22 protein-coding genes and 1 pseudogene are annotated in these 24,070 nt (G+C 56.1%); 10 read left to right on the top strand and 13 right to left on the bottom strand.

Going from position 1 to position 24,070, the window contains the following annotated elements; translation table 11 throughout:
• Positions 1-10: 10 nt before the first annotated feature.
• Positions 11-652, bottom strand: coding sequence for a TetR/AcrR family transcriptional regulator (locus ACLH0J_RS26405; protein ID WP_411389724.1), 642 nt, complete (start codon positions 650-652; stop codon positions 11-13).
• Positions 653-1,075: 423 nt separating this feature from the next.
• Between ACLH0J_RS26405 and ACLH0J_RS26400 the strand changes: the two genes are divergently transcribed.
• The 3 genes from ACLH0J_RS26400 to ACLH0J_RS26390 all read left to right on the top strand — a co-directional run bounded on the left by ACLH0J_RS26400 (position 1,076) and on the right by ACLH0J_RS26390 (position 4,602).
• Positions 1,076-2,320, top strand: coding sequence for an oxidoreductase (locus ACLH0J_RS26400; protein ID WP_411389723.1), 1,245 nt, complete (start codon positions 1,076-1,078; stop codon positions 2,318-2,320).
• Between the two features lie 4 nt (positions 2,321-2,324).
• Positions 2,325-2,849, top strand: a complete 525-nt coding sequence (locus ACLH0J_RS26395; protein WP_411389722.1) for a nuclear transport factor 2 family protein — start codon at positions 2,325-2,327, stop codon at positions 2,847-2,849.
• Positions 2,850-3,180: 331 nt separating this feature from the next.
• Positions 3,181-4,602 carry an MFS transporter gene (locus tag ACLH0J_RS26390; RefSeq protein ID WP_411389721.1) on the top strand — a complete coding sequence of 474 codons (1,422 nt, stop codon included), beginning with the start codon at positions 3,181-3,183 and terminating at the stop codon, positions 4,600-4,602.
• Positions 4,603-4,783: 181 nt separating this feature from the next.
• Here the strand turns inward: ACLH0J_RS26390 and ACLH0J_RS26385 are convergent, their stop codons facing one another.
• From ACLH0J_RS26385 to ACLH0J_RS26365, 5 genes are all read right to left on the bottom strand, one after another.
• On the bottom strand, positions 4,784-4,972 hold the full coding sequence (locus ACLH0J_RS26385; protein ID WP_411389720.1) for a hypothetical protein: 189 nt from the start codon (positions 4,970-4,972) through the stop codon (positions 4,784-4,786).
• Positions 4,973-5,427: 455 nt separating this feature from the next.
• Positions 5,428-6,312, bottom strand: a complete 885-nt coding sequence (locus tag ACLH0J_RS26380) for an acetoacetate decarboxylase family protein (RefSeq protein WP_411389719.1) — start codon at positions 6,310-6,312, stop codon at positions 5,428-5,430.
• Between the two features lie 25 nt (positions 6,313-6,337).
• Positions 6,338-7,792, bottom strand: a complete 1,455-nt coding sequence (locus ACLH0J_RS26375) for an aldehyde dehydrogenase (protein WP_411389718.1) — start codon at positions 7,790-7,792, stop codon at positions 6,338-6,340.
• Complete coding sequence (locus ACLH0J_RS26370) at positions 7,792-8,718, bottom strand: fumarylacetoacetate hydrolase family protein (protein WP_411389717.1); 927 nt, start codon at positions 8,716-8,718, stop codon at positions 7,792-7,794. The genes ACLH0J_RS26375 and ACLH0J_RS26370 overlap by 1 nt, the downstream gene beginning before the upstream one ends.
• A gap of 36 nt (positions 8,719-8,754) precedes the next feature.
• Positions 8,755-9,687 (bottom strand): VOC family protein, encoded by a 933-nt coding sequence (locus tag ACLH0J_RS26365; protein ID WP_411389716.1) that lies wholly within the window; start codon positions 9,685-9,687, stop codon positions 8,755-8,757.
• Between the two features lie 179 nt (positions 9,688-9,866).
• Here ACLH0J_RS26365 and ACLH0J_RS26360 point away from each other — a divergent pair.
• Both ACLH0J_RS26360 and ACLH0J_RS26355 read left to right on the top strand, forming a co-directional pair.
• Positions 9,867-10,148: pseudogene (locus tag ACLH0J_RS26360) on the top strand (transposase); the annotation flags it as partial.
• 274 nt (positions 10,149-10,422) lie between these two features.
• Positions 10,423-11,403, top strand: coding sequence for an IS5 family transposase (locus tag ACLH0J_RS26355; protein WP_198865554.1), 981 nt, complete (start codon positions 10,423-10,425; stop codon positions 11,401-11,403).
• 478 nt (positions 11,404-11,881) lie between these two features.
• Here the strand turns inward: ACLH0J_RS26355 and ACLH0J_RS26350 are convergent, their stop codons facing one another.
• Positions 11,882-12,862 (bottom strand): IS5 family transposase, encoded by a 981-nt coding sequence (locus ACLH0J_RS26350; protein ID WP_124530037.1) that lies wholly within the window; start codon positions 12,860-12,862, stop codon positions 11,882-11,884.
• A 68-nt stretch (positions 12,863-12,930) separates the two neighbouring features.
• Here ACLH0J_RS26350 and ACLH0J_RS26345 point away from each other — a divergent pair, with 68 nt between their 5' ends.
• From ACLH0J_RS26345 to ACLH0J_RS26335, 3 genes are all read left to right on the top strand, one after another.
• Positions 12,931-14,313, top strand: a complete 1,383-nt coding sequence (locus ACLH0J_RS26345) for a carbohydrate porin (RefSeq protein ID WP_411392895.1) — start codon at positions 12,931-12,933, stop codon at positions 14,311-14,313.
• A 416-nt stretch (positions 14,314-14,729) separates the two neighbouring features.
• Positions 14,730-15,269, top strand: coding sequence for a hypothetical protein (locus ACLH0J_RS26340; RefSeq protein ID WP_411389715.1), 540 nt, complete (start codon positions 14,730-14,732; stop codon positions 15,267-15,269).
• A 30-nt stretch (positions 15,270-15,299) separates the two neighbouring features.
• Entirely contained in the window at positions 15,300-15,926 is a 627-nt protein-coding gene (locus ACLH0J_RS26335) for a carbohydrate porin (RefSeq protein WP_411389714.1), read from the top strand.
• Between the two features lie 256 nt (positions 15,927-16,182).
• Here the strand turns inward: ACLH0J_RS26335 and ACLH0J_RS26330 are convergent, their stop codons facing one another.
• Positions 16,183-17,163, bottom strand: coding sequence for an IS5 family transposase (locus ACLH0J_RS26330; protein ID WP_124530037.1), 981 nt, complete (start codon positions 17,161-17,163; stop codon positions 16,183-16,185).
• Positions 17,164-17,250: 87 nt separating this feature from the next.
• Here ACLH0J_RS26330 and ribB point away from each other — a divergent pair, with 87 nt between their 5' ends.
• Complete coding sequence (gene ribB / locus ACLH0J_RS26325) at positions 17,251-18,393, top strand: 3,4-dihydroxy-2-butanone-4-phosphate synthase (RefSeq protein WP_411389713.1); 1,143 nt, start codon at positions 17,251-17,253, stop codon at positions 18,391-18,393.
• A 60-nt stretch (positions 18,394-18,453) separates the two neighbouring features.
• Here the strand turns inward: ribB and ACLH0J_RS26320 are convergent, their stop codons facing one another.
• Positions 18,454-19,074 carry a LysE family translocator gene (locus ACLH0J_RS26320; RefSeq protein ID WP_411389712.1) on the bottom strand — a complete coding sequence of 207 codons (621 nt, stop codon included), beginning with the start codon at positions 19,072-19,074 and terminating at the stop codon, positions 18,454-18,456.
• A 23-nt stretch (positions 19,075-19,097) separates the two neighbouring features.
• Between ACLH0J_RS26320 and ACLH0J_RS26315 the strand changes: the two genes are divergently transcribed.
• Positions 19,098-19,655 (top strand): Lrp/AsnC family transcriptional regulator, encoded by a 558-nt coding sequence (locus ACLH0J_RS26315; protein ID WP_411389711.1) that lies wholly within the window; start codon positions 19,098-19,100, stop codon positions 19,653-19,655.
• Positions 19,656-19,721: 66 nt separating this feature from the next.
• On the opposite strand, the gene ACLH0J_RS26310 is transcribed toward ACLH0J_RS26315, so the two are convergent.
• The 4 genes from ACLH0J_RS26310 to ACLH0J_RS26295 all read right to left on the bottom strand — a co-directional run bounded on the left by ACLH0J_RS26310 (position 19,722) and on the right by ACLH0J_RS26295 (position 24,067).
• The gene (locus ACLH0J_RS26310; RefSeq protein ID WP_411389710.1) at positions 19,722-21,290 is read right to left on the bottom strand and encodes a DHA2 family efflux MFS transporter permease subunit; all 1,569 of its coding nucleotides are present in this window, start codon (positions 21,288-21,290) and stop codon (positions 19,722-19,724) included.
• Positions 21,287-22,702: a hypothetical protein gene (locus ACLH0J_RS26305; protein WP_411389709.1), complete on the bottom strand. Its 1,416-nt coding sequence runs from the start codon at positions 22,700-22,702 to the stop codon at positions 21,287-21,289. Before ACLH0J_RS26305 ends, ACLH0J_RS26310 begins: the two co-directional genes overlap by 4 nt.
• 154 nt (positions 22,703-22,856) lie before the next feature.
• Positions 22,857-23,468: an NADPH-dependent FMN reductase gene (locus tag ACLH0J_RS26300; RefSeq protein WP_411389708.1), complete on the bottom strand. Its 612-nt coding sequence runs from the start codon at positions 23,466-23,468 to the stop codon at positions 22,857-22,859.
• On the bottom strand, positions 23,465-24,067 hold the full coding sequence (locus tag ACLH0J_RS26295; protein WP_411389707.1) for a nitroreductase family protein: 603 nt from the start codon (positions 24,065-24,067) through the stop codon (positions 23,465-23,467). The genes ACLH0J_RS26300 and ACLH0J_RS26295 overlap by 4 nt, the downstream gene beginning before the upstream one ends.
• Between the last annotated feature and the right edge of the window lie 3 nt (positions 24,068-24,070).

Raw genomic sequence — 24,070 nt, 5'->3', positions numbered from 1 at the left:
AGTCGACGGCCTAGGGGTTAGGGCCGATCGGATAGATGTAGGCGGAGGGCAGTGCTGCGACTTTTCCGTCGCTGTCTTTCGGTCCTATACCATCGAAGAAGATGCTTACGATGAGCCTGACATGCGCTGCCAACAGTTCGTCCGGCGGGCGGAAGTTCGAGACCAGGGTATCAAACTGGGTGCCCGGTGCTGTCAGTCGGATCAGCAGTGCCGCATATCGCTCAGGGTCTTCGACACGATAACCGCGAGTATTGGCCACCTCGACGATTAGAGATGCCAAGATCCGGATCACGTCCGGCATTCCCGACTGAACCTGCTCAAAAATGGCCTGCAACTCGCTGCGTCTATCAAGCTCGGCAATGAGAACACGGAAATAAGCTGTCAACTGAGGGGCCGACGCAGCCTTGACCACCTCGATCAACGCAATGATGAGTTGCTCTTGCGGATCGGCTACCGATCGGCTTTCGACCACACAGCCCAGGTCGATCGCGAAGTCCGACGCGGCCTCTGCCATGACGGCGTGGAACAACTTCAGCTTATCCGAGAAGTGCGCATACACCGTTGTCTTTGAAACGCCTGCCTTGGCGGCTACCGCGTCCATGGACGTTCGCTCGTACCCGTTTGCCAATAGAAGATCGACGGCTGCGGCCATGATCAACTCTCGTTTTGATCTGGAAATCTGGATTTGCGGGCGGGGCATTATTCAGGTCCTACATCAATGTCGCATTGGGAAGGCGCTCACAGAGAGCGCCGACCGTCACCGGCCTTATAGCTTATAAGCATGGGCGAATCAAAAACTTAGTCCCATGGCCTCCTTTCACGGAAACGCAATCTTCTTACCGTCGACAAAAAGCAATTGACGCAACTGTACTGTACGGTACAGTATGTTTCTGGCCGAAGTTCTTGGCTAAAAAATAAGAGGAGCTCACAGATGTCTAGTAACTTTTCGCCTATTCCCGGTATGCCACCTATTCCCGGTGGGCCAAATATTTCCGATATGCCACCACCAGGAATGCCTCCAATGCCCGGAGGTATGCCACCGCCACCCCCAGCAGGGCCCGTCGAATCGCAATGGTTGACCGATTTGGGCCGCGAGATCCGGGATAAGGCCAGAGCACTTATTCCCCTTATTCGGGAACAGGCGCGCCAAGGCGAGGAGATTGGTGCGCTGATGCCGGATGTTCTCAATGCGCTCGAAGCTATCGGCGTATACAAGATGGCTATGCCCACCGAATGGGGCGGCTACGCATTGGGAACGCGTGATCTGGTCGACATCATTGCGACGCTGGGCGAAGCAGATGGATCAGCCGGATGGGCTGGCTTCGTCGCAGTTGGGGTGAAAAACCTGCTGGCTCTTGATTCTGAGGTTGTCAAAGAAGTTCTTGAAGATACGCGAGACTGGGTTGGTCCGACCGTCGTTGGCGCATCGGTTTTCGCAACAAAAGTCGGCGATGGTCGCAAGGTAGACGGCGGCTGGATGGTGAAAGGCCGCTGGGCTTTCGGCAGCGGATGCAAGCATGCCAAATGGGCGATGTTGGGGATCACTTACGATCCGAAGACCGCAGGCGGTACCGGGCGTGGCGTTGTCGTCGTCGATCGTTCGAAGTATGAAATCCTCGACGACTGGCATGTCATGGGATTGGCGGGCAGCGCCAGTAATAGCCTGGCCATCGCCGAAGAAGTATTTGTGCCCGATCATCGATTCCTCGACCTGGCCGAATACCCTGTGCGTTTTCAGCATCTGCACACCCGTTACCAGGGCACCGCTTATCAGCAACGCGGGCTCGCGATGCTTACGACTGTTTCCTTGTGCGATATGTCGATTGCGCTCGGCATGGCCCGCGGTGCACTGAACTGCTTTGTGGAGCAGGCCAAGAAACGCCAGCCTTTTACACTTCCCTATCCGACAATCGCAGACATGGCTTCGGCGCAAGTCGCTGCCGGCAAGGCGCTCGCCATGATCAACGTCTCTGCGGCTGTGATCGAGGGTTATGCTGATCAGGTTGATGCCAGGACAGCAGCAGGCCTCGACTTTACGCCTGATGAAGACTCGGAAATCAGTCTGAACCTCGCTTACGTCGCGAGCCTTTGCGAGGACGCTATCAACCTGCTGCAAAAGACAATCGGCTCATCGACTGTGTCGCTGAGCAACCCCATTCAGCGTTTTGTCCGCGACGTTCGCGTCCTGAGTTCGCACGGTGCCGTCCGACTGGATCCGCAAGCCGAGGTCAATGGGCGGCGGCTTTTGGGGCTCAAGCCGTTCCCCATGTTTGCCGGCGCGGTGCCGGAGCGTTCCAATACTGAAGAAAAGGGGCTGTAAGTACATGACTGATTTCACAATCATTGACGGCATCGCACAGATCCACGACCCGAAGCTCTATGAGACTTGGCTGGACAGGGAGGATTACCTGGCGGCAGTGTCGGCATCGCCATACCCGGAAGTCGCCGCAATCAAGCGCCTGTTAATTGATTTTCAGGTCGCTCTTGCCAAGATGGTTCGTGCCAAGGCTGTCGAGGAAAATGTCGTTTCGGTTATGACGCAGTTCGTCAGCGATGACTATATCCAACATGATCCGAATGCGCTCGGTAACGGCCGGGACAATCTGATTGAGTATTTCCGAAAAGCCCCCTTGGATAGAGGCACGGCCCCACCGGTGGTGAATGTGACCGTCGAAGGGGAACTGGGATACGTGATGTTCAGGCATCCGATGCCGGACCCCCTCGTGCCAGGGCAGACCTACGACTGGTACATCCTCACCGTTTTCCGGGTACGAGGTGGAAAGCTCGTTGAGCATTGGAGCGCCTTCCAAAAAATGATGGCGCCCATACTTCCGAAACCGTCGGCCTAAGCGAAGTTGGCGCCCTAACGCGACATTTGCGGTCAGACCTGGCGATAGTCTGCATGACCCTGCTTCAACATCTGAGAATACGATGAAGAGTGGGGCGGTGAACTCACTATAGGTCGACGTCGCGATGTCGCAACCGTAGGTGGAGCCCGGAACATTCCGGGTTTACGAAACGGGCCGGAGAAAAGTTGTTCGCAAACATATAACGAACCAGAAGCAACGATGAAGTTCGTGCATCGGATTCATCAGTGAGTTGGAACCATGGATGGGCTGCAACTCAATCGCGTAACTCACCTCTCGGCAACTGAAGTGCTGCGATCATCGAAATAACGAAATGAGTAACAGGCGTGCATTAATAAAACCAATAAAAACCAATACAAAAGGAAAAAATTCCTATGGGACAGGCGCAGGTTTCTTCTACTTCCCCGCTTCAAAAAAAACATTGCGAGCCTATTTTTCAGACTTGGTTGGGGCTCCCAGAAAAGCCCGCATAGCTTTGGTTGGATGCCTGATCTTGATGGTCATTAGTCCTGCAGGTTTTTCGGCGATTACCCCTTTCGTGACGGCTGCCTTTTCGGCAGCTACACATCGAGCACAATCTGAAGCGATCCTGATCTTCGTTGCGATGCCGCTGCTGCTCGGTCCGCTCATCCTGCCGATTGCAGGCGCGTGGGTGGATCGCTGGGGGGCGAGAGCGGTCACGATTCCCGCAGTGACTCTATACGCGGTAACCACGGTGCTGATTCCCCTCGTCGGCGAATCGCTGTGGTTTCTGGCTCCTATGATCATCCTGGCGGCGATGTTTGGTTTCATGTGCAGCCTCGCCGTGGTATTCAAAGTCATCACTGGCTGGTTTCCAGAGCATCGGGGCATCGGATTTGCGCTGATTGGCATCCTTTCAAGTTTTACCGGGGCAGTATTTTCGCCATTGTTCCAGTGGTTGATATATGGGAGCGCCGGATCGGTTTCTACGCTCGGCCAGGCAGGTGGCATCGGTTGGAGCGGGGCCTACTTTGTGATGGCTGGTTTGATCGCTGTGCTGGGCATTCCCTCAGGGCTCTTGCTCATTTCAGAACCCGCCGGTCGCTCGCCTGACAAGCTCCTTCCCATGCCCGTACCGGCGCTGCGTAAGAGTGATGCGGCCGGCATACCCCTCGGGGCCGCCATCAAGACAAGGACCTGGCTATCGATCACGTTCTTTCTGGCGATCACGGCGGCGGGCCCGATGACCGTCCGACAGAACTCCGTTGATTTTTTCCAGCAACGTGGCTTTGATTTAGGCGACATCGCACTTTCGCAATCTATTTTATTCATGGCTTCGATCTTGGGCCTTTTTATCGGCGGCACGGTCCTCGATCGCAGTCGCCGGCCCTGGATTATCGCACCATTGCTCGCAATGGTTCCGATGGGGGTGGTCATCGCTTATGTCAATCAAGGCTCGGTGTCTTTGTTGTATGTGGCAATGGGCGCTCTGGGGTTTGCTACCGGTGCGGAGTCAGCGCTCGGCCCCTACCTGGTTGCTCGCTATTTCGGCCCCAAAGCCTTTGCACAACTTCAGGGTTTAACGCTGGCAATCTGTTCGCTGTCTTTTGGCCTGACACCTTTCATTACCAGTGCCATAGCGCAAGTGGTCGGAAGTTACTTCATCCCGTTTGCTGTCCTGACTGGACTTATGATGGTCGCGGTGATATTGGCAGCGCTCCTACCGGACTACCCGCCGGAATGGCCCGTCCCGGTTGAGCTTTACGCAAAGTAAATAACCGGTGTTCATTTGACGGCGTGGTTAGCGGACCCGTTGTGCTCACCAACGATCTCTCGCAACGTGCCATGCGTGGGTACGCTAAGTCGCGCCCTGGTACTCAAACTTCATGTACTTGACAACGTATTGATTCGACGCAGGGCTGGCGTTTCAGTGCGAAGCGCTCGAAAAAGGTTCTTCACTCACTCCCGGGAAACGCAGAAATAGGAACGCCGATTTGTTTGATGATGTTGGTGCGAACAAACACATCTAACAAACCGGCGTTCTTATGCTCGGTAGTAATGTTTTCCTCCCTTTTTGGGAGGGCTTTTCTATTGTCTCGATCAAGCCTATTGGCGATGCGCCACAGATCGATCTGATTCCCCATGCCAGCCGATTCCGGCGCTGTGGAGGCTACGCGTAAACCTGTTCAACCATCGATGAGTAGTCGTCGTGATTTACCCACTCTCGGTTGTGCGGTGTGCCTCCGCGTTTTGCTCAGGCGTGTTGATTGTCGTGATTGTGGAAAGCGCGTGAAGGCCGTCAGTCGGCTACGCGCCGCCTGGCCGATGCACACGGGGCAGTTGGCGGGGATAGACAAGCGAATAAAGGTCATTAAGCGGACGGTGTGCAGTTACCGGGATAGCGAATTCTTTTTTCATGAGGATCAGAACGTCTTTCTCGGTAATCCGTGAACCAAAAAAGGGGGCTACTACGTAGCCCCAACGGGAGCAAGCTTCCTTGCCAGAGCGATTCGAGCCTGGAGTGGATGGCATTGCTGCAAAGCGGTTTTTTTCATAAACAGCAATCCGATCATCGATGTGTCCAGGCTCAGGCCACAGTCTATTCCACGAGTCGAATTACGTTGGCGCTGACGCCAATGCCTGGTCCAGAAAACTCGATCATCTCTGCGCCAAGGTATTCGAGGATTTCAAGATCCGCCAAGCCGTTGATCACATGGGAGGTAGTCGGCAACTGTTCGAATGTTGCGCGATTCCACTTCACTGAGCCTCCCGTCCCCCTCCACTTGCGGAAGTTCGCGTCGGTGAACTTGATTGGCGAGGTGTCGCCCGTCGCGCCCGGCAAAGGTTGCGAAGTGGTTGCATAGGCGATATCGCAGCCGCCGCTACCCAAAGGACCGGTGCGCGGCATGTATTTATAAAACAGCGTTGCGCCGCCGGGGCCGGGGAGTCGTTTGTCACCCAAGGTTTCGGTAAGGCTGTTCAATTTGAGTTCGAAGAACTTGAAGCCAAACCACGATGCCTCCCCGCCAGCCGTACCCGCTTCATGATCGATGTCTAGCAGCGGGATATCGGCAAACAACTTTGGAAAGCCCAGCTCCTCACGGCCCGTCATAATGGCATCTGGAATGCCCTCAAACAGGACCGGACAGAACGAGCCTTCGATCCTTTCCGTCGTGCCGGTGTAGACGACCGGAATTTCCACGTTGAGGATGCCGTAGCCGCGACCGGCCAGCCACCATAGATTATGGAAATAGGCCAGCGAAACATGAACCTGTGGCTCGCCACGCAGAGCGAAGCCGGGGGGCAGGATGCGCTCCAGGCTCGATCGCTCGGTGCGGTAGCTCACGGTCATCCACTGGGCGTTCATCGTGCCTGTTTCTTCTGGGCTCCAGAGGTTGCCGTCGGGTTTCTGGCGCGGGCCTGGCGCGGGCCCGAACACTACAGGCATGCGATAGCGCACGCCGGGTTTGAATTCGAACGTCATGGGACGTCTCCTGTTTTTATCGGTTTTAGAATGGATAGTGGCGCGGCGTCGTCTGAAGCGTCAGCCAGCGCAGATCGGTGAATTCATGTATGCCCGCGCGACCGCCGAAGCGACCGAAACCGCTGCCCTTCACACCGCCGAACGGCATCTGCGCCTCGTCATGCACCGTCGAGCCGTTGATGTGGCAAATACCCGACTCGATGCGCTTGGCCACTTCCAGAGCCCGCGCAATGTCGCCGCCGAACACTGCTGCCGATAACCCGAACGCGTTGTCGTTGGCGCAGGCGATGGCCTCCTCGACACCGTTGACGCGCACGATCGGCTTCACCGGACCGAAGGCTTCCTCATGGTAAATCCGCATGTCCGGCGTCACGTTGTCCAGCAACGTGGCCGGCATCAGCGTGTTATCCGTTTTGCCGCCGCACAGCAGCGTTGCGCCTTTCGCCAGCGCATCGTCGATCAAGGTATTACAGCGTTCGACTGTGCTCATATCGACCACGGATCCAAGCACCACCGGATCCTTGCCGCGTGGATCGCCAAGCGGCAGCGCGCGCGCACGAGCAGCGAGATGCAGAATGAAATCATCGGCAATGCGCGCGTCGACAATGATGCGTTCGGTCGACATGCAAATCTGGCCGGAGTTGGCGAACGCCCCGAAGATCGCACCGTCCACGGCGGCTTCGAGATTGGCGTCGTCGAGTATGACGAGCGGCGCCTTGCCGCCCAATTCCAATACCGCAGGCTTGAGATGCTGTGCGCAAGTGATGGCGATAATGCGCCCCACGCGTGTCGAGCCCGTGAAGTTAACGCGGCGCACGGCGGGGTGCGCAATTATCGCTTCGACCACTGCCGCCGCATCTGCCGGTGCATGGGTTACGAAATTCAACACACCAGGCGGGAAACCTGCTTCGTTCAACGCCTCCACAATCAGGCCGTGGGTGCGCGGACAGAGTTCCGACCCCTTGAGAACCACTGTATTTCCGCAGGCCAATGGCGTAGCGATCGCGCGCATGCCTAGAATCACCGGGGCGTTCCATGGCGCCATGCCAAACACGACGCCAGCCGGCTGCCGTACGGCCAGAGCGAGGTTGCCCGGTTGGTCCGAAGGAATCACCTCGCCGCTGACCTGAGTCGTTAACGCGGCTGCTTCGCGCAGTATCGCTGCCGCCAGTTGTACATTGAAACTTCCCCACGAGACGCTCGCGCCGGTTTCTGCGGCCATCGCCTCGATGAACCGCGAAACACGCGCTTCAACCGCATCGGCGGCCTTCAGAAGCAATTGGCGACGTGCGCCCGGCCCCGTCTGTGACCACGAGACAAAGGCCCGTGCCGCTGCATCGACTGAGGCGCGAGCATCCTGCGCCGTCGCCGCGGCGGCGCGCGAAACCACTTGCCCGGAAAGCGGATTACGCCGTTCGAAGGTGACACCGGATGCCGCAGACACGATTTTTCCATCTATCAGCAATTTGACTTCGAACATCACCGGCCCCTTGGCGTTGAAGCAATATTCGAGTCGATAAACGCAGTTCCAGCCGGCTCTTCGGCGACGGTGTTCTCAATGTGGCCGAGGTGCGCGATCTCCACGCGCACAACGTCTCCGGGCTGTAGAAATTTCCCCAGTGCAATACCAACATTCGCGCATGTGCCCGTCGCGATCAGGTCACCAGGCTCCAGTGTCATCACTTGCGAGAGCTCGTGGATCTGCTCCCAGATGGTGTAGATCATGCCGCCGGTGCTGGCGCTCTGGCGCGGTTCGCCGTTGACCCACAGGTTCATCTGCAGGGCGTGTGGATCGGCGATCTCATCGGCGGTCGTGATCCAGGGACCTATCGGCCCGTGACTGTCGAAGGACTTGCCGAGCGTGTAGGTCTGACTCTTGAACTGCCAGTCGCGTGCGGTCACGTCGTTGGCGACGAAATAGCCACCAACGACGCTTGCTGCCTCTTCAATGGACACATGGCGGCAGCGCCGCCCAATCACGACACCGAGCTCGGCTTCGTAGTCCATTTTGTCCGAGACACTCGGCTTGTAGATCGGATCGTAAGGTCCGGTGATGCAACTGACCTGCTTGTTGAACCACAGCTGATTCTTCGGTATCGCGATACCTGCGCGCGCCGCCTCCTCGGCGTGATCGTGATAGTTCATGCCGATGGCAAGGTATTTCTGTGGATCGGGGATAGGCGCCTCGAGACGGACTTCGGCGAGTGGTACCCCGCCGGCCATGCCTTCGAGCCGTTGCGCAAGCCACTTGATGTACGTTGGTCCTTTGGCAAGCACGTTGCGAATCGTATCGGGCGCTGCAGGATCGAGCGCCGAGAGCGGCAAGACGCGCTCGTCAACGACAACGCCGAGGGTCGTGATACTGGCGTGGGGAGTATTGCCATGGGTATAGCGCGCAAGCTTCATGAGTGTGTCTCCTGAAAAAATTAACTGGCAATACGGTCACTCGTAGAATTCCGGCATCAATGGGGGCGCCCACTGGCTCATTTCATCGTTGGAGATTTCGGCGTGGCCTACGGGCATGCCGTCATTGACCAGGTCTCCGTCGGTCCAGTGCTCGATCTTGTTGCCGAACGGATCACGCCAGTAATCGAAGATCTGGCTGCCTTGAACGTGGCGGCCGACGCCCCACGAATGTTTGTAGTTGCGCGCCATGAGGTATTCGTTACCCTGGAACAGGTCGTCCAGATCCAGTACCTCGAACGCGCAATGGTCGAAACGCGCCACGCCGTCTTGTGCAGCCACCATTGCGATCGTGTGATGATCGGTCCACTGCTCGCCGAGGCCGCAGTGCAGAAATGCGGCGATCGTGTTCTGTTGAACGCCAGCCCAGTAGGTATCCGAGACGCGGAAACCAAGTACGTCGCGATAGAACGCGAGCATTTCCTGAAAGTTAGACACGAGCACCGCGACGTGTCCCAAGCGCATGACCGAACTCGGTCTGCATGCGACGCGTACTTTCTTGCCGAAGCGCTGGCGCCGCACCGCCGGATTCATCGCCAGTGGCTCGCGCGTCGGCAAGGGGGCATGGAGCGTCTGGCCATGAATTACGTCCACCACGAATCCCGCCGGATCGGTGAAGCGCACACGCTTGCCGCCACCGGGCTCGAGGCTGTCTTCGACGCTCAGATTCAGGTGCGCGGCGAGTCGCTCCAGATCGGCGAGCGACTGAGCCTTCAGACCGAAGCCTATGGGAGCGTTCTTGTCGCCGAGTTCACTGATATGCGAATGATGGTCGGCGCCAGCAGCCCGCATGTACAGGGCGCGCTCAGTACGCACAACCTGATGCAAACCAAAGTCGACCAAAAACTGTTCCATGCTCTCCAGGTCGGTGACCTGGTAGCGCACAAATGCGATGTCTTTAACGGTAATCAACGTCTATCTCCTTCCGCTACAGATTCCACGCCAGGTCGCGCCTGGCTCGCTGCGGCTCAATCCACATGACTCTGCTGGCAGCCAAAGATGATTAGGCATCGAAATATCGAAGGGATATAGGTGTATCAATGCCGCTGACGAAGGGGGATTTGTCGGTAAAAAACGATCTCGGGAAGTAGATATGCGATGTGGCGATCATTCATGCGCCCGGCTCGATCAAGAGCAAGAAAGGTCATCAATACTTTTCGGGGGGAATCGCGCGTGGGTGTCGCTGCGCAATCGGGTTTGGTCCATGGCGTGGTGGGCACGACGGCCAATTTCGCAGGTGTGACTCAAGTCGATCAGTTGCCCCCCATGGCGAGCAGACCTACGTCTCTGGTGACGCAGGTTGCACCGGCATTGAGAGGCGTGCGGAACACCAAGATCGCAAGACGCTCTGGTCGATTGCTGCGCGGCCCAGCAGACCGTGCTTTTGGCGCTGTGAAACCTGCGGATGAGGCGAAAACGCTTGTTAAGTGCAGCAGGGGCGTGCCTGAAAAGCGCGTGTTCGCAGAAAATAGACGAGTTGGGAGGGGGAAGGCCTGGTTCACGATTTAATCGACGTTTTTTAACCTGAAACAACGGGCCACTTAAAAACGCCTACCGGCTTCAGACCTTCCTTAATTTGCTAAGGAAATCCTGAAAAAGACTTCCTGATTTGGCAAAATCTCCGGACACCAATCGCCGAGCTTTTCAATGAAGCAAATGACCTTCGCCGATGCCGAGTACGCCGGTAAGCGCAAGCAGACCCGCAAGGAATTGTTCCTGATCGAGATGGATCGGGTCGTACCCTGGAAGGGTTTGATTGCCCTGATCGAACCTCATTACCCGAAGGGCGAAGGGGGTCGTCCGGCCTATCCTTTGATGGCGATGCTGCGGGTTCATCTCATGCAGAACTGGTTCGGTTACAGCGATCCTGCGATGGAAGAAGCGCTGTACGAGACGACGATCTTGCGCCAGTTTTCCGGTCTGAGCCTGGAGCGGATCCCAGATGAAACTACCATCCTCAACTTCCGTCGCCTGCTGGAAAAGCACGAGTTGGCCGCTGGTATTCTCGGCGTGATCAATGGCTATCTGGGCGACCGTGGCTTGTCGCTGCGACAAGGCACCATCGTCGATGCCACGCTGATTCATGCGCCCAGTTCGACCAAGAACAAGGACGGCAAACGCGACCCTGAGATGCATCAAACCAAGAAAGGTAACCAGTATTACTTCGGTGCCAAAGCTCACATTGGTGTCGACGATGAGTCAGGGCTGGTGCACAGCGTGGTGGTCACTGCGGCCAACGTCGCGGACATAACCCAACTCGACAAACTGCTACACGGTGCTGAGAACGTGGTCTGCGCCGATGCAGGCTATACCGGTGTCGAGAAGCGCGAAGAGCATGCGGGACGCCACGTCATCTGGCAGATTGCAGCCCGGCGCAGTACCTACAAAAAACACGGTAAACGCAGCGCGCTGTACAAAGCGATGCGCAAGATCGAGAAAGCCAAGGCCCAGGTTCGCGCCAAGGTTGAGCATCCATTTCGAGTGATCAAGCGTCAGTTTGGTTATACGAAAGTGCGTTTCCGAGGCTTGGTGAAAAACACTGCTCAGATGGTGACGCTGTTCGCCCTGTCGAACCTTTGGATGGCGCGTCGATATTTGCTCTCCAGCGCAGGAGAGGTGCGTCCGTAATGAGGAAAATAGCTGCTGCGAGGAGCGTTCAGCGGAAAAAATGGATGGAATAGGCGGCAGACGTGATCGGTTTTGAACGGCCGCCGTTTTTTGAAAGCACCTATGGCTTAGCAGTCGAAAAATAGCGGCCTACTTCAGACTATCCCTAAGCAGTTGAGGAGCGTACCGCGATAGATGCACCTATTTTTTTGGACCACAGAGCAGATTATGAGCGCTCGTAGCAGTGACAGCTGTTTAGTTCAGCTCAATTAATAATAATAAGGAAAATACTGTGGTCCAAATAAAATATAAGAGAGACTGTGGTTCGCAATTGCCTTGCAGCAACACGGTCGTCGCCCAGGTTAAAGTAACCTTGGGATGCTCCGATCAACTTGCCGCGCAGCGATGGCATGCCGTAATTCGCCCGGCACTCAGCGCTATTCCCTGAAAACGGCCTAATACAGTGTGCGGCGGAGCGTTTTCCGCCCGGTTCTCCGTGTTAAGTGCGCAACTCACCCAAACCCATCAGTCGTTTTCGAGCCATCCACAGGTTCGACAGGGCGAACAGCGTGGTCAGTTGGGCCGTGTTTTTCATCAGCCCACGAAAGCGTACTTTCACGTAACCAAACTGGCGCTTGATGACCCGAAACGGATGCTCAACCTTGGCGCGTGTCTGCGCTTTGCAGTACTCGATCTTGCGCTTAGCTTTGTACAACAGGCTGCGTTTGTTCAGCTTGGAATACGTGCTGCGCCGAGCCGCGATTTGCCAGATCACGTCACGATTTTCGTGCTCTTCACGCTTCTCGACACCGGTGTAACCTGCGTCCGCATAGACCGCGTTTTCGTCCCCGTGGAGCAGTTCAGCGACTTGGGTGACATCGGCCACATTGGCAGCGGTGCCGTGGACGTGATGAACCAGTCCCGACTCAACGTCAGCGCCGATGTGGGCCTTCATACCGAAGAAATACTGGTTCCCCTTCTTGGTCTGATGCATCTCGGGATCCCGCTCGCCGTCTTTGTTCTTGGTCGAGCTTGGGGCATGAATAATGGTCGCGTCGACGATGGTGCCCTGGCGCAGCGACAGGCCTTTTTCCTGCAAATAACCGTTGATGACCGCGAGGATGGCAGGCGCCAATTGATGCTTCTCCAGCAAGTGCCGGAAGTTCATGATCGTGGTGTCTTCAGGGATCGGCGCGCTCAGTGTCAGATGCGCGAACTGACGCATGGGCGTGATTTCGTAGAGCGCTTCTTCCATGGCCGGATCGCTGAGGGAGAACCAGTTCTGCAGCAGGTGAATGCGCAGCATGGTTTCCAGTGGGTAAGGTTTTCGACCGCCACCGGTCTTGGGGTAGAACGGCTCGATCAGGCCAAGCAGACCTGCCCAGGGCACGACCTGATCCATCTCGGCAAGGAAGCGTTCGCGGCGGGTTTGCTTGCGCTTGCCGGCGTACTCGAAGTCGGAAAAGCTCATCTGGCTCATGGGAGGCTCGGATCAGGTGGTCGGGCGATTTTCGCATACCCGGGACTTGTTCGGAGATTCCCTTGCGGGTGTGGTTGTTAACTTTCCTGGGAGCATCTGCATGCATCGCACAAGCTCAAGCACAGGAGAGCACGCAGACGCCAACGGCGCCCGTAGCGAAAACAGCGCAAATCGTCAGCCCTCCACCGTTGGAGGGGACGACACTTCCGCCGGTCGATTCTAAATGCCTCAAATACGATGAAACCAATACCCGTATCATGAGCACGATCTATTTGCCGACGACGTGCGATACCATTTCTCCAACTTTATTCGGTATGCGAGACGCGTTGACTGATGCAGGGTGGGGCATACGAGGCAGGGTGAGTGCAGCGGTAGATTACGATGTTAAAAATAGGTACAGCTCTTCGACGCAGCAAAAATATTCCGGGCAAAACCTGAGCGCTTATACCATCAGCAACATCTATGTTACCTATGATCTGGGTCGAAACGGGTTTCCGTTGGGTTCTCAGTTTACCGGTAGCCTGACTCAAGTTAACTCTTCCGGTGGGCAGGGTGAACCGGCTGATATGGACCCCGCAGTGGCCATTTTGGGCGTCACCGTGCCATTGCTTGATAACGCTCTGGAACTTAAAGCCGGCTACTTTTTGCTGAGTCAAGATTTTGTGGGCAGCAATCTTACTGGGAACGCCGGCACCGTTTCACAAGGTGTACAGAGTTCAATTCCCGCGCTGGTGGGGATGAGCGTATTCACACCCACACCGACGGCTGAGATAACCATCAGGGATCCATGGACGAAAAACTTCTATCTCCACTCTGCCGTATCGAATAGTGTCAGTTCTGAAGGTGCCATTACGGAGTTGGAACGAAATCCTACGGGCCTGAAGTGGGGCACAAAGGACACAGGCCCGATGTATGTCAATGAAGTGGGTTATAAAACTTCAATGACACCAGACAGCCTGCCTGTCTGGGCCAGGGCTGGTTTCATCTACAACACAACCGACTATTCAAAGTTCGACGGTGGGAAATCGGAAGATAACTACGCATCGTATGCTGGTCTGACAATGCAGCTCACCAAAAATGCGACTAACCCAGGTGGATTGAACCTGGATATCAAAGTCGATTCTGCGCCATCGGATCGCAATATCTATACGAAGGACTTCGCGATTAACCTGTTTTATGTGGCCCCGTTTGAGAGTCGACCATTCGATATGGCGTCGATAGGGTACAGTAAATCTTGGGAGAGTCCCGAGTTGCAGGACGCTGTGGCGATGGGTGGAGTTCATGATACGTCGAGACAGACCAGCCAAGTAGCCGTTTCATACGCTTATCGGCTGCGTCAGGGTATATATCTGATATCGACGGCTTCTTACGTCACTAACCCGGGAACAGTGTCGGAATCGGAGATGCCCGCGGCTCTGATTGTCAATGGGGCGCTAATGTTTAACTTCTGATTGTATAAAGACAGTCTGCTAGCCGTTCACGCCGGTTAGCAGCACTCATCGAAAGAGCACCGCGATCCGAGGCCTTCGCATCATGGGCCGATGGCCGCGATGGTGAATGTGCAGTCAGCCTTGAGAAGTCCTCTTTCGGCCGACATGTCATATGTGGTGCCTGCACATCCACACGGCGTAATGCCACGGAACAACATTGGGATCTGCCGGTTTCACCGGATTGAAAGTGACAAACCTGTGCTTGTTTTCGCCCACCAGGAAGAAAAAATCTCAGGCGCATATTGTGATAGATGCACCTATTTTTGGGGGCAAGTAACGGGTTGTGTAGGTTGTGGTAATCATCGCTATTCGATAATAAGGAGAGTGCTGTGGTTAAAATAAAGAGGACTGTGGCTCCGAATGGACCCGTCGTAACAATGTGTCAAATCGTCTTGCTGGTATCGGTGTTCACTTTTTTAGCGCTCTCCGAACGCATGACGGAGGCACAGATACAGGAGGACAGGCAGGCATCGGAGTTTTCCGTAGTGCAATCAACGCAAATCCTCAGTCCTTCGCCCATGGAGGATGGGGCACTTCCGCCGGGTTATGAAGGTTGTCAAAAATACGATAAGTATAATACTCGCATCATGACGACCATTTATTTGCCGTCGACGTGTGACACTGTTTCGCCAACATTATTCGGTGCTCGAGAAGGGTTTGCTAATGCCGGTTGGGGCATTCGAGGTACGATCAGTGCCGCCGCAGATTACGATATTAAAAACAGGTACAGTTCTTCGACAACGCAAAAATATTTCGCGCAAATTCTGAGTGCTTATACAATCAGCACCGTAGATGTCACCTATGACCTGGGTCGAAACGGGTTCCCGTTGGGCTCTCAGTTTATCAACAGTTTCTCTCAATTTTTTGTAGGAATGAATCTGACTGGAAACGCCGGGTCGGTCTCACAAGGTGTGTAGAGTTCAATCCCATCACTGGTGAGGATGAGCGTGTACTCACCAATACCGACGGCAGAGATTACCGTCAGGGATCCATGGATAAAGCATTTTTATCACCATTTCGCAATGTCGCGCAGTATCAGTGCTGACGGCGAGATCCACGAGTTGGACGAAAATCCTACCGGTTTGAGGTGGGGAACCAAAAATACCGGTCCGATATACGTCAATGAATTTGGTTATAAAACCGAATTCGCGCCGGGCAGTTTGCCTGTCTGGGCCAGAGCCGGCTTTATTTACAATACAACGGACTATTCAACGTTCAACGGTGGGCAAGCGGAAGATAACTACGCGGCGTATGCGGGGCTTACGGTGCAGCTTGCCAAAAATTCGACTAACCTTGGGGGGGTGAATTTGGATATCAAAGTCGACTCTGCGCCATCGGATCGTAATATATTTTATAAAAACGTTGCGGTTAATCTTTTTTATGTGGGGCTGTTTGAGAGTCGACCATTCGATATGGCTGCGATTGGGTACAGTAAACCCGGGAGAGTCCTGAGTTGCAAGATGCTGTCGCTGCAGGCGGAACTCGCGATACGTCTAGACTTTCCACTCAAGGGGCTCTTTCATATGCCTATCAGTTTAGTCCAGGTATCTATCTCATCTCGACCGCCTCTTTAGTGACTAATCCGTGAACAGTGCGGAAAACGAGCTTCCAGCGGCGCTGATTCTAAAAAATAAACTGCTCACCGCTCACACCCCGTGAACAGTATTTATGTTTTCGATATCACCGAGCTTCAGGCAGGCCTCCTAAGGATGCTCCGATCAACTTGCCGCGCAGCGATGGCATGCCGTAATTCGCCCGGCACTCAGCGCTATTCCCTGAAAACGGCCTAATACAGTGTGCGGCGGAGCGTTTTCCGCCCGGTTCTCCGTGTTAAGTGCGCAACTCACCCAAACCCATCAGTCGTTTTCGAGCCATCCACAGGTTCGACAGGGCGAACAGCGTGGTCAGTTGGGCCGTGTTTTTCATCAGCCCACGAAAGCGTACTTTCACGTAACCAAACTGGCGCTTGATGACCCGAAACGGATGCTCAACCTTGGCGCGTGTCTGCGCTTTGCAGTACTCGATCTTGCGCTTAGCTTTGTACAACAGGCTGCGTTTGTTCAGCTTGGAATACGTGCTGCGCCGAGCCGCGATTTGCCAGATCACGTCACGATTTTCGTGCTCTTCACGCTTCTCGACACCGGTGTAACCTGCGTCCGCATAGACCGCGTTTTCGTCCCCGTGGAGCAGTTCAGCGACTTGGGTGACATCGGCCACATTGGCAGCGGTGCCGTGGACGTGATGAACCAGTCCCGACTCAACGTCAGCGCCGATGTGGGCCTTCATACCGAAGAAATACTGGTTCCCCTTCTTGGTCTGATGCATCTCGGGATCCCGCTCGCCGTCTTTGTTCTTGGTCGAGCTTGGGGCATGAATAATGGTCGCGTCGACGATGGTGCCCTGGCGCAGCGACAGGCCTTTTTCCTGCAAATAACCGTTGATGACCGCGAGGATGGCAGGCGCCAATTGATGCTTCTCCAGCAAGTGCCGGAAGTTCATGATCGTGGTGTCTTCAGGGATCGGCGCGCTCAGTGTCAGATGCGCGAACTGACGCATGGGCGTGATTTCGTAGAGCGCTTCTTCCATGGCCGGATCGCTGAGGGAGAACCAGTTCTGCAGCAGGTGAATGCGCAGCATGGTTTCCAGTGGGTAAGGTTTTCGACCGCCACCGGTCTTGGGGTAGAACGGCTCGATCAGGCCAAGCAGACCTGCCCAGGGCACGACCTGATCCATCTCGGCAAGGAAGCGTTCGCGGCGGGTTTGCTTGCGCTTGCCGGCGTACTCGAAGTCGGAAAAGCTCATCTGGCTCATGGGAGGCTCGGATCAGGTGGTCGGGCGATTTTCGCATACCCGGGACTTGTTCGGAGATTCCCTAAAGGGGGCGAAGGAGAATCTATAATGCAAGAAAAAACAAATCAGTCTGTTCAATCGCAATCCTATATTTCTTCGCCTCAGGAGATCATTGACGAAGCCCGTAATGGTCGAATGTTCATCTTGGTCGACGATGAAGATCGTGAAAACGAAGGTGATCTTGTTATTCCTGCCCAGATGGCGACGCCCGATGCGGTCAATTTCATGGCGACCCATGGCAGAGGCCTGATTTGCCTTGCGATGACGGAGGAGCGGATCGAGCAACTCAAACTCGAACCGATGAGTCGTTCCAATGGAACACGTCATGAAACCGCTTTCACCGTATCAATAGAGGCGCGCGAAAACGTCAGCACAGGGATCTCAGCAAGCGATCGGGCGCGTACGATTTCCGTCGCCATTGGTGCTGCTAACGGTCCTGCGGATATCACCACCCCAGGGCATGTTTTCCCCCTGCGTGCCCGCGATGGTGGCGTGCTGACTCGAGCCGGTCACACCGAAGCCTCCGTAGACGTGTCGCGCCTTGCTGGGCTGAATCCTTCGGGTGTGATCTGCGAGATCATGAAGGACGATGGCACGATGGCTCGTATGGACGACCTGATCGTTTTTGCAAAAAAGCATGACATGAAGATCGGTACGATCCGGGATCTTATCGCTTATCGGTTGCGCCACGACCATCTTCTCGAGCGCAAGGCCACCACGACCTTCAAGAGTAAATGGGGAGGAGAGTGGTTGGCCTATGCCTTTTGGAATAAAGCCAGCAAGAGCGAGCAAATTGCCTTGGTCAAGGGCATCATCGACCCAACCCGGCCGGTTTTGGTGCGAATGCATGCCCTCTCTATCTTCGCCGACGCCTTCGGTGAAGTCTGTGAGGAATCAAGTTATCTCGCCCGGGCAATGGAGGTGATCGCCGAAGAAGGCGCGGGTGTGGTAGTGATCATCAACAAGCCTCGATCCGATGCATTTACTGCGACCGTTCAGTTTCGCGGCCAGGGGGATCGGGACGCGGAAGTCAGGGAGCTTCGTGACTACGGCACTGGCGCCATGGTGCTGGCTGAGCTTGGGGTTCAGCAAGTGATCCTGCTATCTAATCATCGCCACAGTCTGGTTGCCGTCTCCGGGTACGGGATAACGGTTCTTGACGAGCGTCCTATCGATATTACAGCGCAGTAAAACCGCCCCCGGAAAACGTGCCTTCCTGGCAGCGTCGCTTCTGACCGTTCTCTGCCACTTTCAGCTGGCGATTACGCGTATCAACTGCCAGGTGGCGAATCCCAGCAGGAAAAGGCCTGCGCTGCGGTCGATCCATTGCATGGCGCTAACTCCCAGGCGATGACGGATACTGGACACGCCGAAACTGAGGGCTAGCCACCAGAGTGCAGAGCCGCAGAATATGCCCAGCACCACTACCGCCCCGTTCGCACCGGACATCGCCTCGCCGCCGGACAGGGTGGCGAAGATGGCAACGAAGGAGAGTATGGTCAGCGGATTGCTTAGGGTCAGGAGGAACACCGAGGCAAAGGCCGGCAACGCGCGGGCTTGGTCGCTCGCACTGGCGGCTTGTTCCAGCGGTGTGGCGCGCAACATCTTCAAGCCCATCCAGGCCAGGAACAGGGCGCCGAAGAGGGCGAGTGGGGTGACCAGCGTGACGAAGGTGTGGGTGATTGCGCCGATACTAAAGGCGCCCAGCGCACCATAGCAGGCATCCGCCGCCGCCGCGCCCAGGCCGCTGATGAAACCGATGCGCGCACCATGCCCCAGGGTTCGCTGGATGCACAACAGGCCGATGGGACCTACCGGCGCGGCGATGGACAGGCCGACCAGGACGGATTTGAGAAACAGCAGGGTCGCCATGCGCAGGCTCCGGGACAGTGGACATGGGCGATATTCTGCGTTGCAATGCATCGATCCTGAATACAGGAATTACGGTAGTTTCGAGTAATCACCTGAATAAATTACGAATTCAGAATGGGATGCCTGAAAAAATGGAGCTGGATGCAAAATCCTGGAAAATACTTCAGATCGTGCAACTTGAGGGGCGTATTTCCCTGACAGATCTGGCACCAAGGGTGGCCCTTTCGCTACCGGCCACCTCCGAGCGTCTCAAGCGCCTGGAAGAAGCCGGAGTGATTGAGGCTTACTGCGCAACGGTTTCCGCCGAGAAGGCCGGTTACGGCGTGATGGCGCTGATCGGCATGACCACTCCGCAATTGAACAAGGCGCGGCTGATCGGCCAGTTGCAGCAGATGCCGGAGGTGCTGGAATGCCTGCACGTGACCGGGCAGGACTCCTTTATCCTGCGGGTGGTGACCCGCGACATCCGCGACCTGGAGCGTTTCGTCGGCAGCATCAACCACTTTGGCGAGACGCGCACGTCCATCGTCATGTCGGCGCCCATTCCCTTGCGGGGGGTGGCACCGCCGGGCGATTTATGATTGAGTCGACGTTTTTAACCTGAAACAACCGGCCAGTTAAAAACGGCTACTTCAGGCCGTGTCTATTCATACCTTCCCGGAGCCGGGGACTCGTTCAAGTAAGTGTGTGCCTAAGTGCTTGCCCGGGGGGGGCTCCTCGCTGTTTGAGCCAGCAGAGGTTGCACCGCCATTGCCGTCAACCGCAGTTTTGCGCAACAAGAACATGGCGGCGAAACCCGACAACACGATGAGTACGAGCGCGCAAAGAAAAGCGTGACTAAATACTTGTTGGAGCCCGAGCGAGAGATTTTGCTGCAAGGCCGCAGTGACACCAGAGTGCTCGCTGTTGGCCGATATCCCGCCTGTCAGAATAACTGCAAGCAGTGCGGTGCCGAGTGCGCCACCGGCCCGCTGTATGACGTTGAGCCCACTCGTGGCACGCGCGATCTCATGCTTTCTCAAGGTACTTAGTGCAGCGCTTGTCGCAGGCATCATCGTTGAGCCTTTGCCAAACCCGACAATGAACAACATCACTTCAATGCTCCAGAGCGGCGATGTACTTTCGATCATGCTCAGGAACAGAACAGACATTGCAGCGCATACGATGCCAAACAAAACAACTTTTCCCGCGCCGATTTTGTCGACCAGGTAGCCCGAGAGCGGCATTGCCAGCACGGCTCCTAGCCCCTCCACTATGACGAGAAGCCCGGTGTCGAAGGCCGAGTAACCCCGCACTAGTTGAAAATATAAAGGAAACAAAAGGGACATGCCGAAAGCGGATGCGCTCAACAGAAAGCTAATGATGGCGACGGGGCCAACTGTCCGACGGCCAAACAACCGGATATCGATCAGCGCATCTTCGCGCCTCAGAGCATGCAGGGTGAACCCGACGATCATCGCGAGACCAACGAAGGCACAGCCGTCAGCCGTCAGTGAGTTGAAGTCGCCCACTACCGTGATTTGCGTAAGCCCGTAGATGAAGATCCCTAATCCCGGGGATAGGAGCAAAAATCCGGTCCAATCCAGGGCGTGGTGGGGTTTGGATTCGTCAGTGTCAAGCACACGGTAGGCTGCATACAAAGCAATCGCGCCGATGGGCAGATTGATGAAGAAGATCCAGCGCCAGGAAACCTCGTCCACCAGCCATCCGCCCAAGGTCGGACCCAGGATCGGGCCCAGTACGATGGGCAGTCCTACGATTCCCATCAGGCGCCCCATTCGCTGTGGACCCGCAGCGAGGCTCAGGAGTGTCATGCCGGTTGGCAAGATCATGCCGCCACCGAGTCCTTGCAGCACACGGAATACAATCAGCGATGACATCGACCAGGCGGCGCCAGATAAGGCGGACCCGATTAGAAACAGCAGGATCGATGTCAGGTACAGGCGCTTGGTGCCGAAGCGGTCGGCCGCCCAACCAGCGAGGGGGATGATCGCGGTGAGGGCGAGCATATAGCCGGTCGAGATCCACTGAGTAGTTTCCAGCGGAGCCTGGAAGGTTTTTGTCAGCCCTTGGATCGCAATGTTAACGACTGTCGTGTCGAGGATCGACATAAAGGCACCCAGAACCACCACGCCGGCAAGGCGTAGTAGATGCGGATCCAGTTTGTCGGATAATTCAGAATCTGGATTGGCAGGAGAAAGATCGACGCTGCTCACAAAGTCCCCACTATTTCGCGTTTCATTAATTCGCTTTTGCGCTTGGCCGCATTGACAGCAGCCATTGCATCACCCATTCGGATTGCCCGCGAGATGTCCAGGCTGCAGGCTTGCATCGTCGAGGCGACCTTGCCCGAAAAATAGGTAAGGTCTGCCCACCTCTTACTGAGCAAGGATTGTAGTGCCAGGCTTCGCACGAGAATGACGAGGATCGGGTTGCCCATCATTTCGAACAGCGCATTATCAATTTCGATGAGATCGGTCAATTTGGCGATTTTCTGTGAAGGGAGATCGTTGTTCGAGGAGGGCGCAGTGCCATTGTTGTTGCGTTCGGCGGCTACGCGGACCCCTTCGATCACGAGCAGGCTCGACAGCTCGAAGTTTTGCTCCAGAGAGAGGCCGCAACTCGCTATACCTGAGCTGATCAGGCGTACGACTGTCCCGGTCTTGGGCTGCGTGCTGATCACGCCGCCACTGCGCCCGCGGCAGCATGCGACAATGCCGAGATCCTCGAGTATTCGCAAGGCTGGACGTACGATCTCGCTGGCGAAGCCGTAGCGAGCGCCGATATCCCACTCAGACCCGAGCTTGAACGACACAGTTGCCGCATGCGTCAGAATCTCCTCGACGATCAATCCCGCCAATCGGCCGGAGGAATTTTTCATGTCGAGGAAGGTGGTAGCTTGCTCAAAGCTGACCTGATCCATCGGTCGGTTCGCACCAACCAGATCGAGTGCGTGTATACGATCCTGGATCAGGCAACACGCCGTTTCCGCATCACCTGATCGTATGGCCTTGATGAGGGCGTTATCCACCAGCTCTGTGTGGATCTCGGGTTTTTGGGGATCGGCGGCAACGAAGCGTTGCTGTAGCTCTTCCAGCAGATCGATCAGGAACGTGATCGCCGTATCGCCGGAGGCCTGGGCTAATTGACGATAAAAATCTGATCCCAATTCCTTGCCAGCAATGGGCGGCGCGTTTCGATAGACGAAGGGCATGTTGTGCCGGATCAGAGAACGGATGGCAAGTTGACAAACAATTATACGAGCCTCGCGAAGGGCACGCGGCGAGGTGCGGCTGAGGACGAGATGCAGAATGAGCGCCTGCACTGTGTCGTTCAATCCCGGACGAGAGACGTAGAGGCCACCGCCGACACCTCGTCGGACATTGATGAGTCGGCGTGTCTGCATGATGGCGATGACCTCCTGGCAGACCTTGCGTCCCATTCCGAAGCGCTGCCGCAGGTCTGAAACCGAGCCGATCAGGTGACCTTCCGGCCAGTCCCGGCCGGAGAGATCCTCTTCCATCGCGGCTACGATTTCATGCGCCAATTGATGCGATCTGTTGTCCGGGCCGGCAATACGCTCACTGAAGTCGCGTCGGACCTCACTCCTAAGATCGGGAAAGCTCATGACGTCTCCACCTATTTTTATTTTTGGTTTGTGCCGACGCCCGATTGAGCGCCGGCGAAGTGCCTATATTTTTTCCATTCTCTTGGGCTGCCGCAGCAGGCTATTAAGTGATTTTCTACGGCTGCGGGACGCGTGGAGCGCTCCGGTTTGTTTCCTAATTAATGTTTCTGAGCGTTTTTAACGGTGCTTGCGCTCTGTAATGTGCCGACCGGCCCGCGAATTCGACGACCTGACGGCCAACCAAATTGAGCTGGTTGGCTGTTGTCTCGTCCTGGCAGACACCGTTGACGAAGATTTTTCCACTTGAGTTGATTGCGGCCCCCATGGGCGTCGGCCAGCCGCGTAGCGCGTGGACGATCGAGCGCAGCGCGCCGAGGGTCCCGCCGGTTGCTTGCCAGCCGTAGGCAGTAGCGATCAACCCGATTGGCAGCCCATCCAGATAGACCCTCTCGTCCTTGGACGTTTCCTCGATATAGTCGATGGCATTCTTGACGAGACCGGAGATGCTGCCGTGATACCCGGGGCTGGCGATGATGAGACCATCCGCTGCGCGAACCGCCTCGATCAGTGCCTTTGCGCCACTGTTGAGTGGGCCGCTGCCATAGTGCGGGAGCGCCAGGAGCGCCTCGCCACCGAAGAGTTGGGTCCTCCCACCAGCCGCTTCTGCGGTCGATAGGGCAAGGACCAGTGCCTGTTCGGTGGACGAACCTTTATAGGCAGTACCGCCTATTCCGACGATGAGCGGTTTGTCCGAGGGCATTTTCATGACCGGAAACCTCCCTCCATGACGAGTTCTTCGACCGGCAGCCGGCTGTTCGGCTGCTCGCGTTCCTGCAAGGGTGGTGGCAGCAGACTCTTATCGCCCATCTTGCCGATGGCGATCACTGTTTCGACTCGGAAGGTCTTGGGCACATCGAGCGCTTCGTAGGTGCGCTCGACATCGAAACCGGCCATCGCGTGTGCATACCAACCAAGCCGCGTCGCCTGCAAGGCAAGATAGGCCCAGGCCGCGCCAGCATCGAGCGAATGGGTGTAGGAAGGCATTGGACCTGGGGCACCCGGCATCTGCGCGGTATTGGCGGACACCAGCACGACCAGTGCCGAGGCGCCGGCAGCCCAGCTTTGGTTCATCGGCACGAGAAGGTCGAACAGACGCGACCATTGCGGCGTGTCCTTACGGGCGTAGATGAAGCGCCAAGGTTGCGAGTTGAAAGAGGAGGGGGCCCAATGCGCCGCTTCGAAGATCGTCATCAGGTCCTGGTCGGAAATGACAGCGTCCCGATCAAAGGCACGTGGGGACCAGCGCTCCAGAAAGATCGGATCGATGGGGTAAGCCGAGGTGCGGGTGTTGGAAGGACTGGACATATT

Source organism: Pseudomonas sp. MPB23 (assembly GCF_046605395.1).
In the GTDB taxonomy this organism is placed as follows: domain Bacteria; phylum Pseudomonadota; class Gammaproteobacteria; order Pseudomonadales; family Pseudomonadaceae; genus Aquipseudomonas.
This window is presented reverse-complemented; position numbering and strand designations above follow the sequence as displayed.

Bases quoted from the DNA above. Each gene is read 5' to 3' on its own strand.
- ACLH0J_RS26355 (WP_198865554.1), top strand. From the start codon at position 10,423: ATGAAGCAAATGACCTTCGCCGATGCCGAGTACGCCGGTAAGCGCAAG.
- ACLH0J_RS26315 (WP_411389711.1), top strand. From the start codon at position 19,098: ATGGGCGATATTCTGCGTTGCAATGCATCGATCCTGAATACAGGAATT.
- ACLH0J_RS26375 (WP_411389718.1), bottom strand. From the start codon at position 7,792: ATGTTCGAAGTCAAATTGCTGATAGATGGAAAAATCGTGTCTGCGGCA.
- ACLH0J_RS26340 (WP_411389715.1), top strand. From the start codon at position 14,730: ATGTGTCAAATCGTCTTGCTGGTATCGGTGTTCACTTTTTTAGCGCTC.
- ACLH0J_RS26300 (WP_411389708.1), bottom strand. From the start codon at position 23,468: ATGAAAATGCCCTCGGACAAACCGCTCATCGTCGGAATAGGCGGTACT.
- ACLH0J_RS26350 (WP_124530037.1), bottom strand. From the start codon at position 12,862: ATGAGCCAGATGAGCTTTTCCGACTTCGAGTACGCCGGCAAGCGCAAG.
- ACLH0J_RS26305 (WP_411389709.1), bottom strand. From the start codon at position 22,702: ATGAGCTTTCCCGATCTTAGGAGTGAGGTCCGACGCGACTTCAGTGAG.
- ACLH0J_RS26385 (WP_411389720.1), bottom strand. From the start codon at position 4,972: ATGGGGAATCAGATCGATCTGTGGCGCATCGCCAATAGGCTTGATCGA.
- ACLH0J_RS26330 (WP_124530037.1), bottom strand. From the start codon at position 17,163: ATGAGCCAGATGAGCTTTTCCGACTTCGAGTACGCCGGCAAGCGCAAG.
- ribB (WP_411389713.1), top strand. From the start codon at position 17,251: ATGCAAGAAAAAACAAATCAGTCTGTTCAATCGCAATCCTATATTTCT.
- ACLH0J_RS26380 (WP_411389719.1), bottom strand. From the start codon at position 6,312: ATGACGTTCGAATTCAAACCCGGCGTGCGCTATCGCATGCCTGTAGTG.
- ACLH0J_RS26390 (WP_411389721.1), top strand. From the start codon at position 3,181: ATGAGTAACAGGCGTGCATTAATAAAACCAATAAAAACCAATACAAAA.
- ACLH0J_RS26295 (WP_411389707.1), bottom strand. From the start codon at position 24,067: ATGTCCAGTCCTTCCAACACCCGCACCTCGGCTTACCCCATCGATCCG.
- ACLH0J_RS26405 (WP_411389724.1), bottom strand. From the start codon at position 652: ATGGCCGCAGCCGTCGATCTTCTATTGGCAAACGGGTACGAGCGAACG.
- ACLH0J_RS26320 (WP_411389712.1), bottom strand. From the start codon at position 19,074: ATGGCGACCCTGCTGTTTCTCAAATCCGTCCTGGTCGGCCTGTCCATC.
- ACLH0J_RS26370 (WP_411389717.1), bottom strand. From the start codon at position 8,718: ATGAAGCTTGCGCGCTATACCCATGGCAATACTCCCCACGCCAGTATC.
- ACLH0J_RS26395 (WP_411389722.1), top strand. From the start codon at position 2,325: ATGACTGATTTCACAATCATTGACGGCATCGCACAGATCCACGACCCG.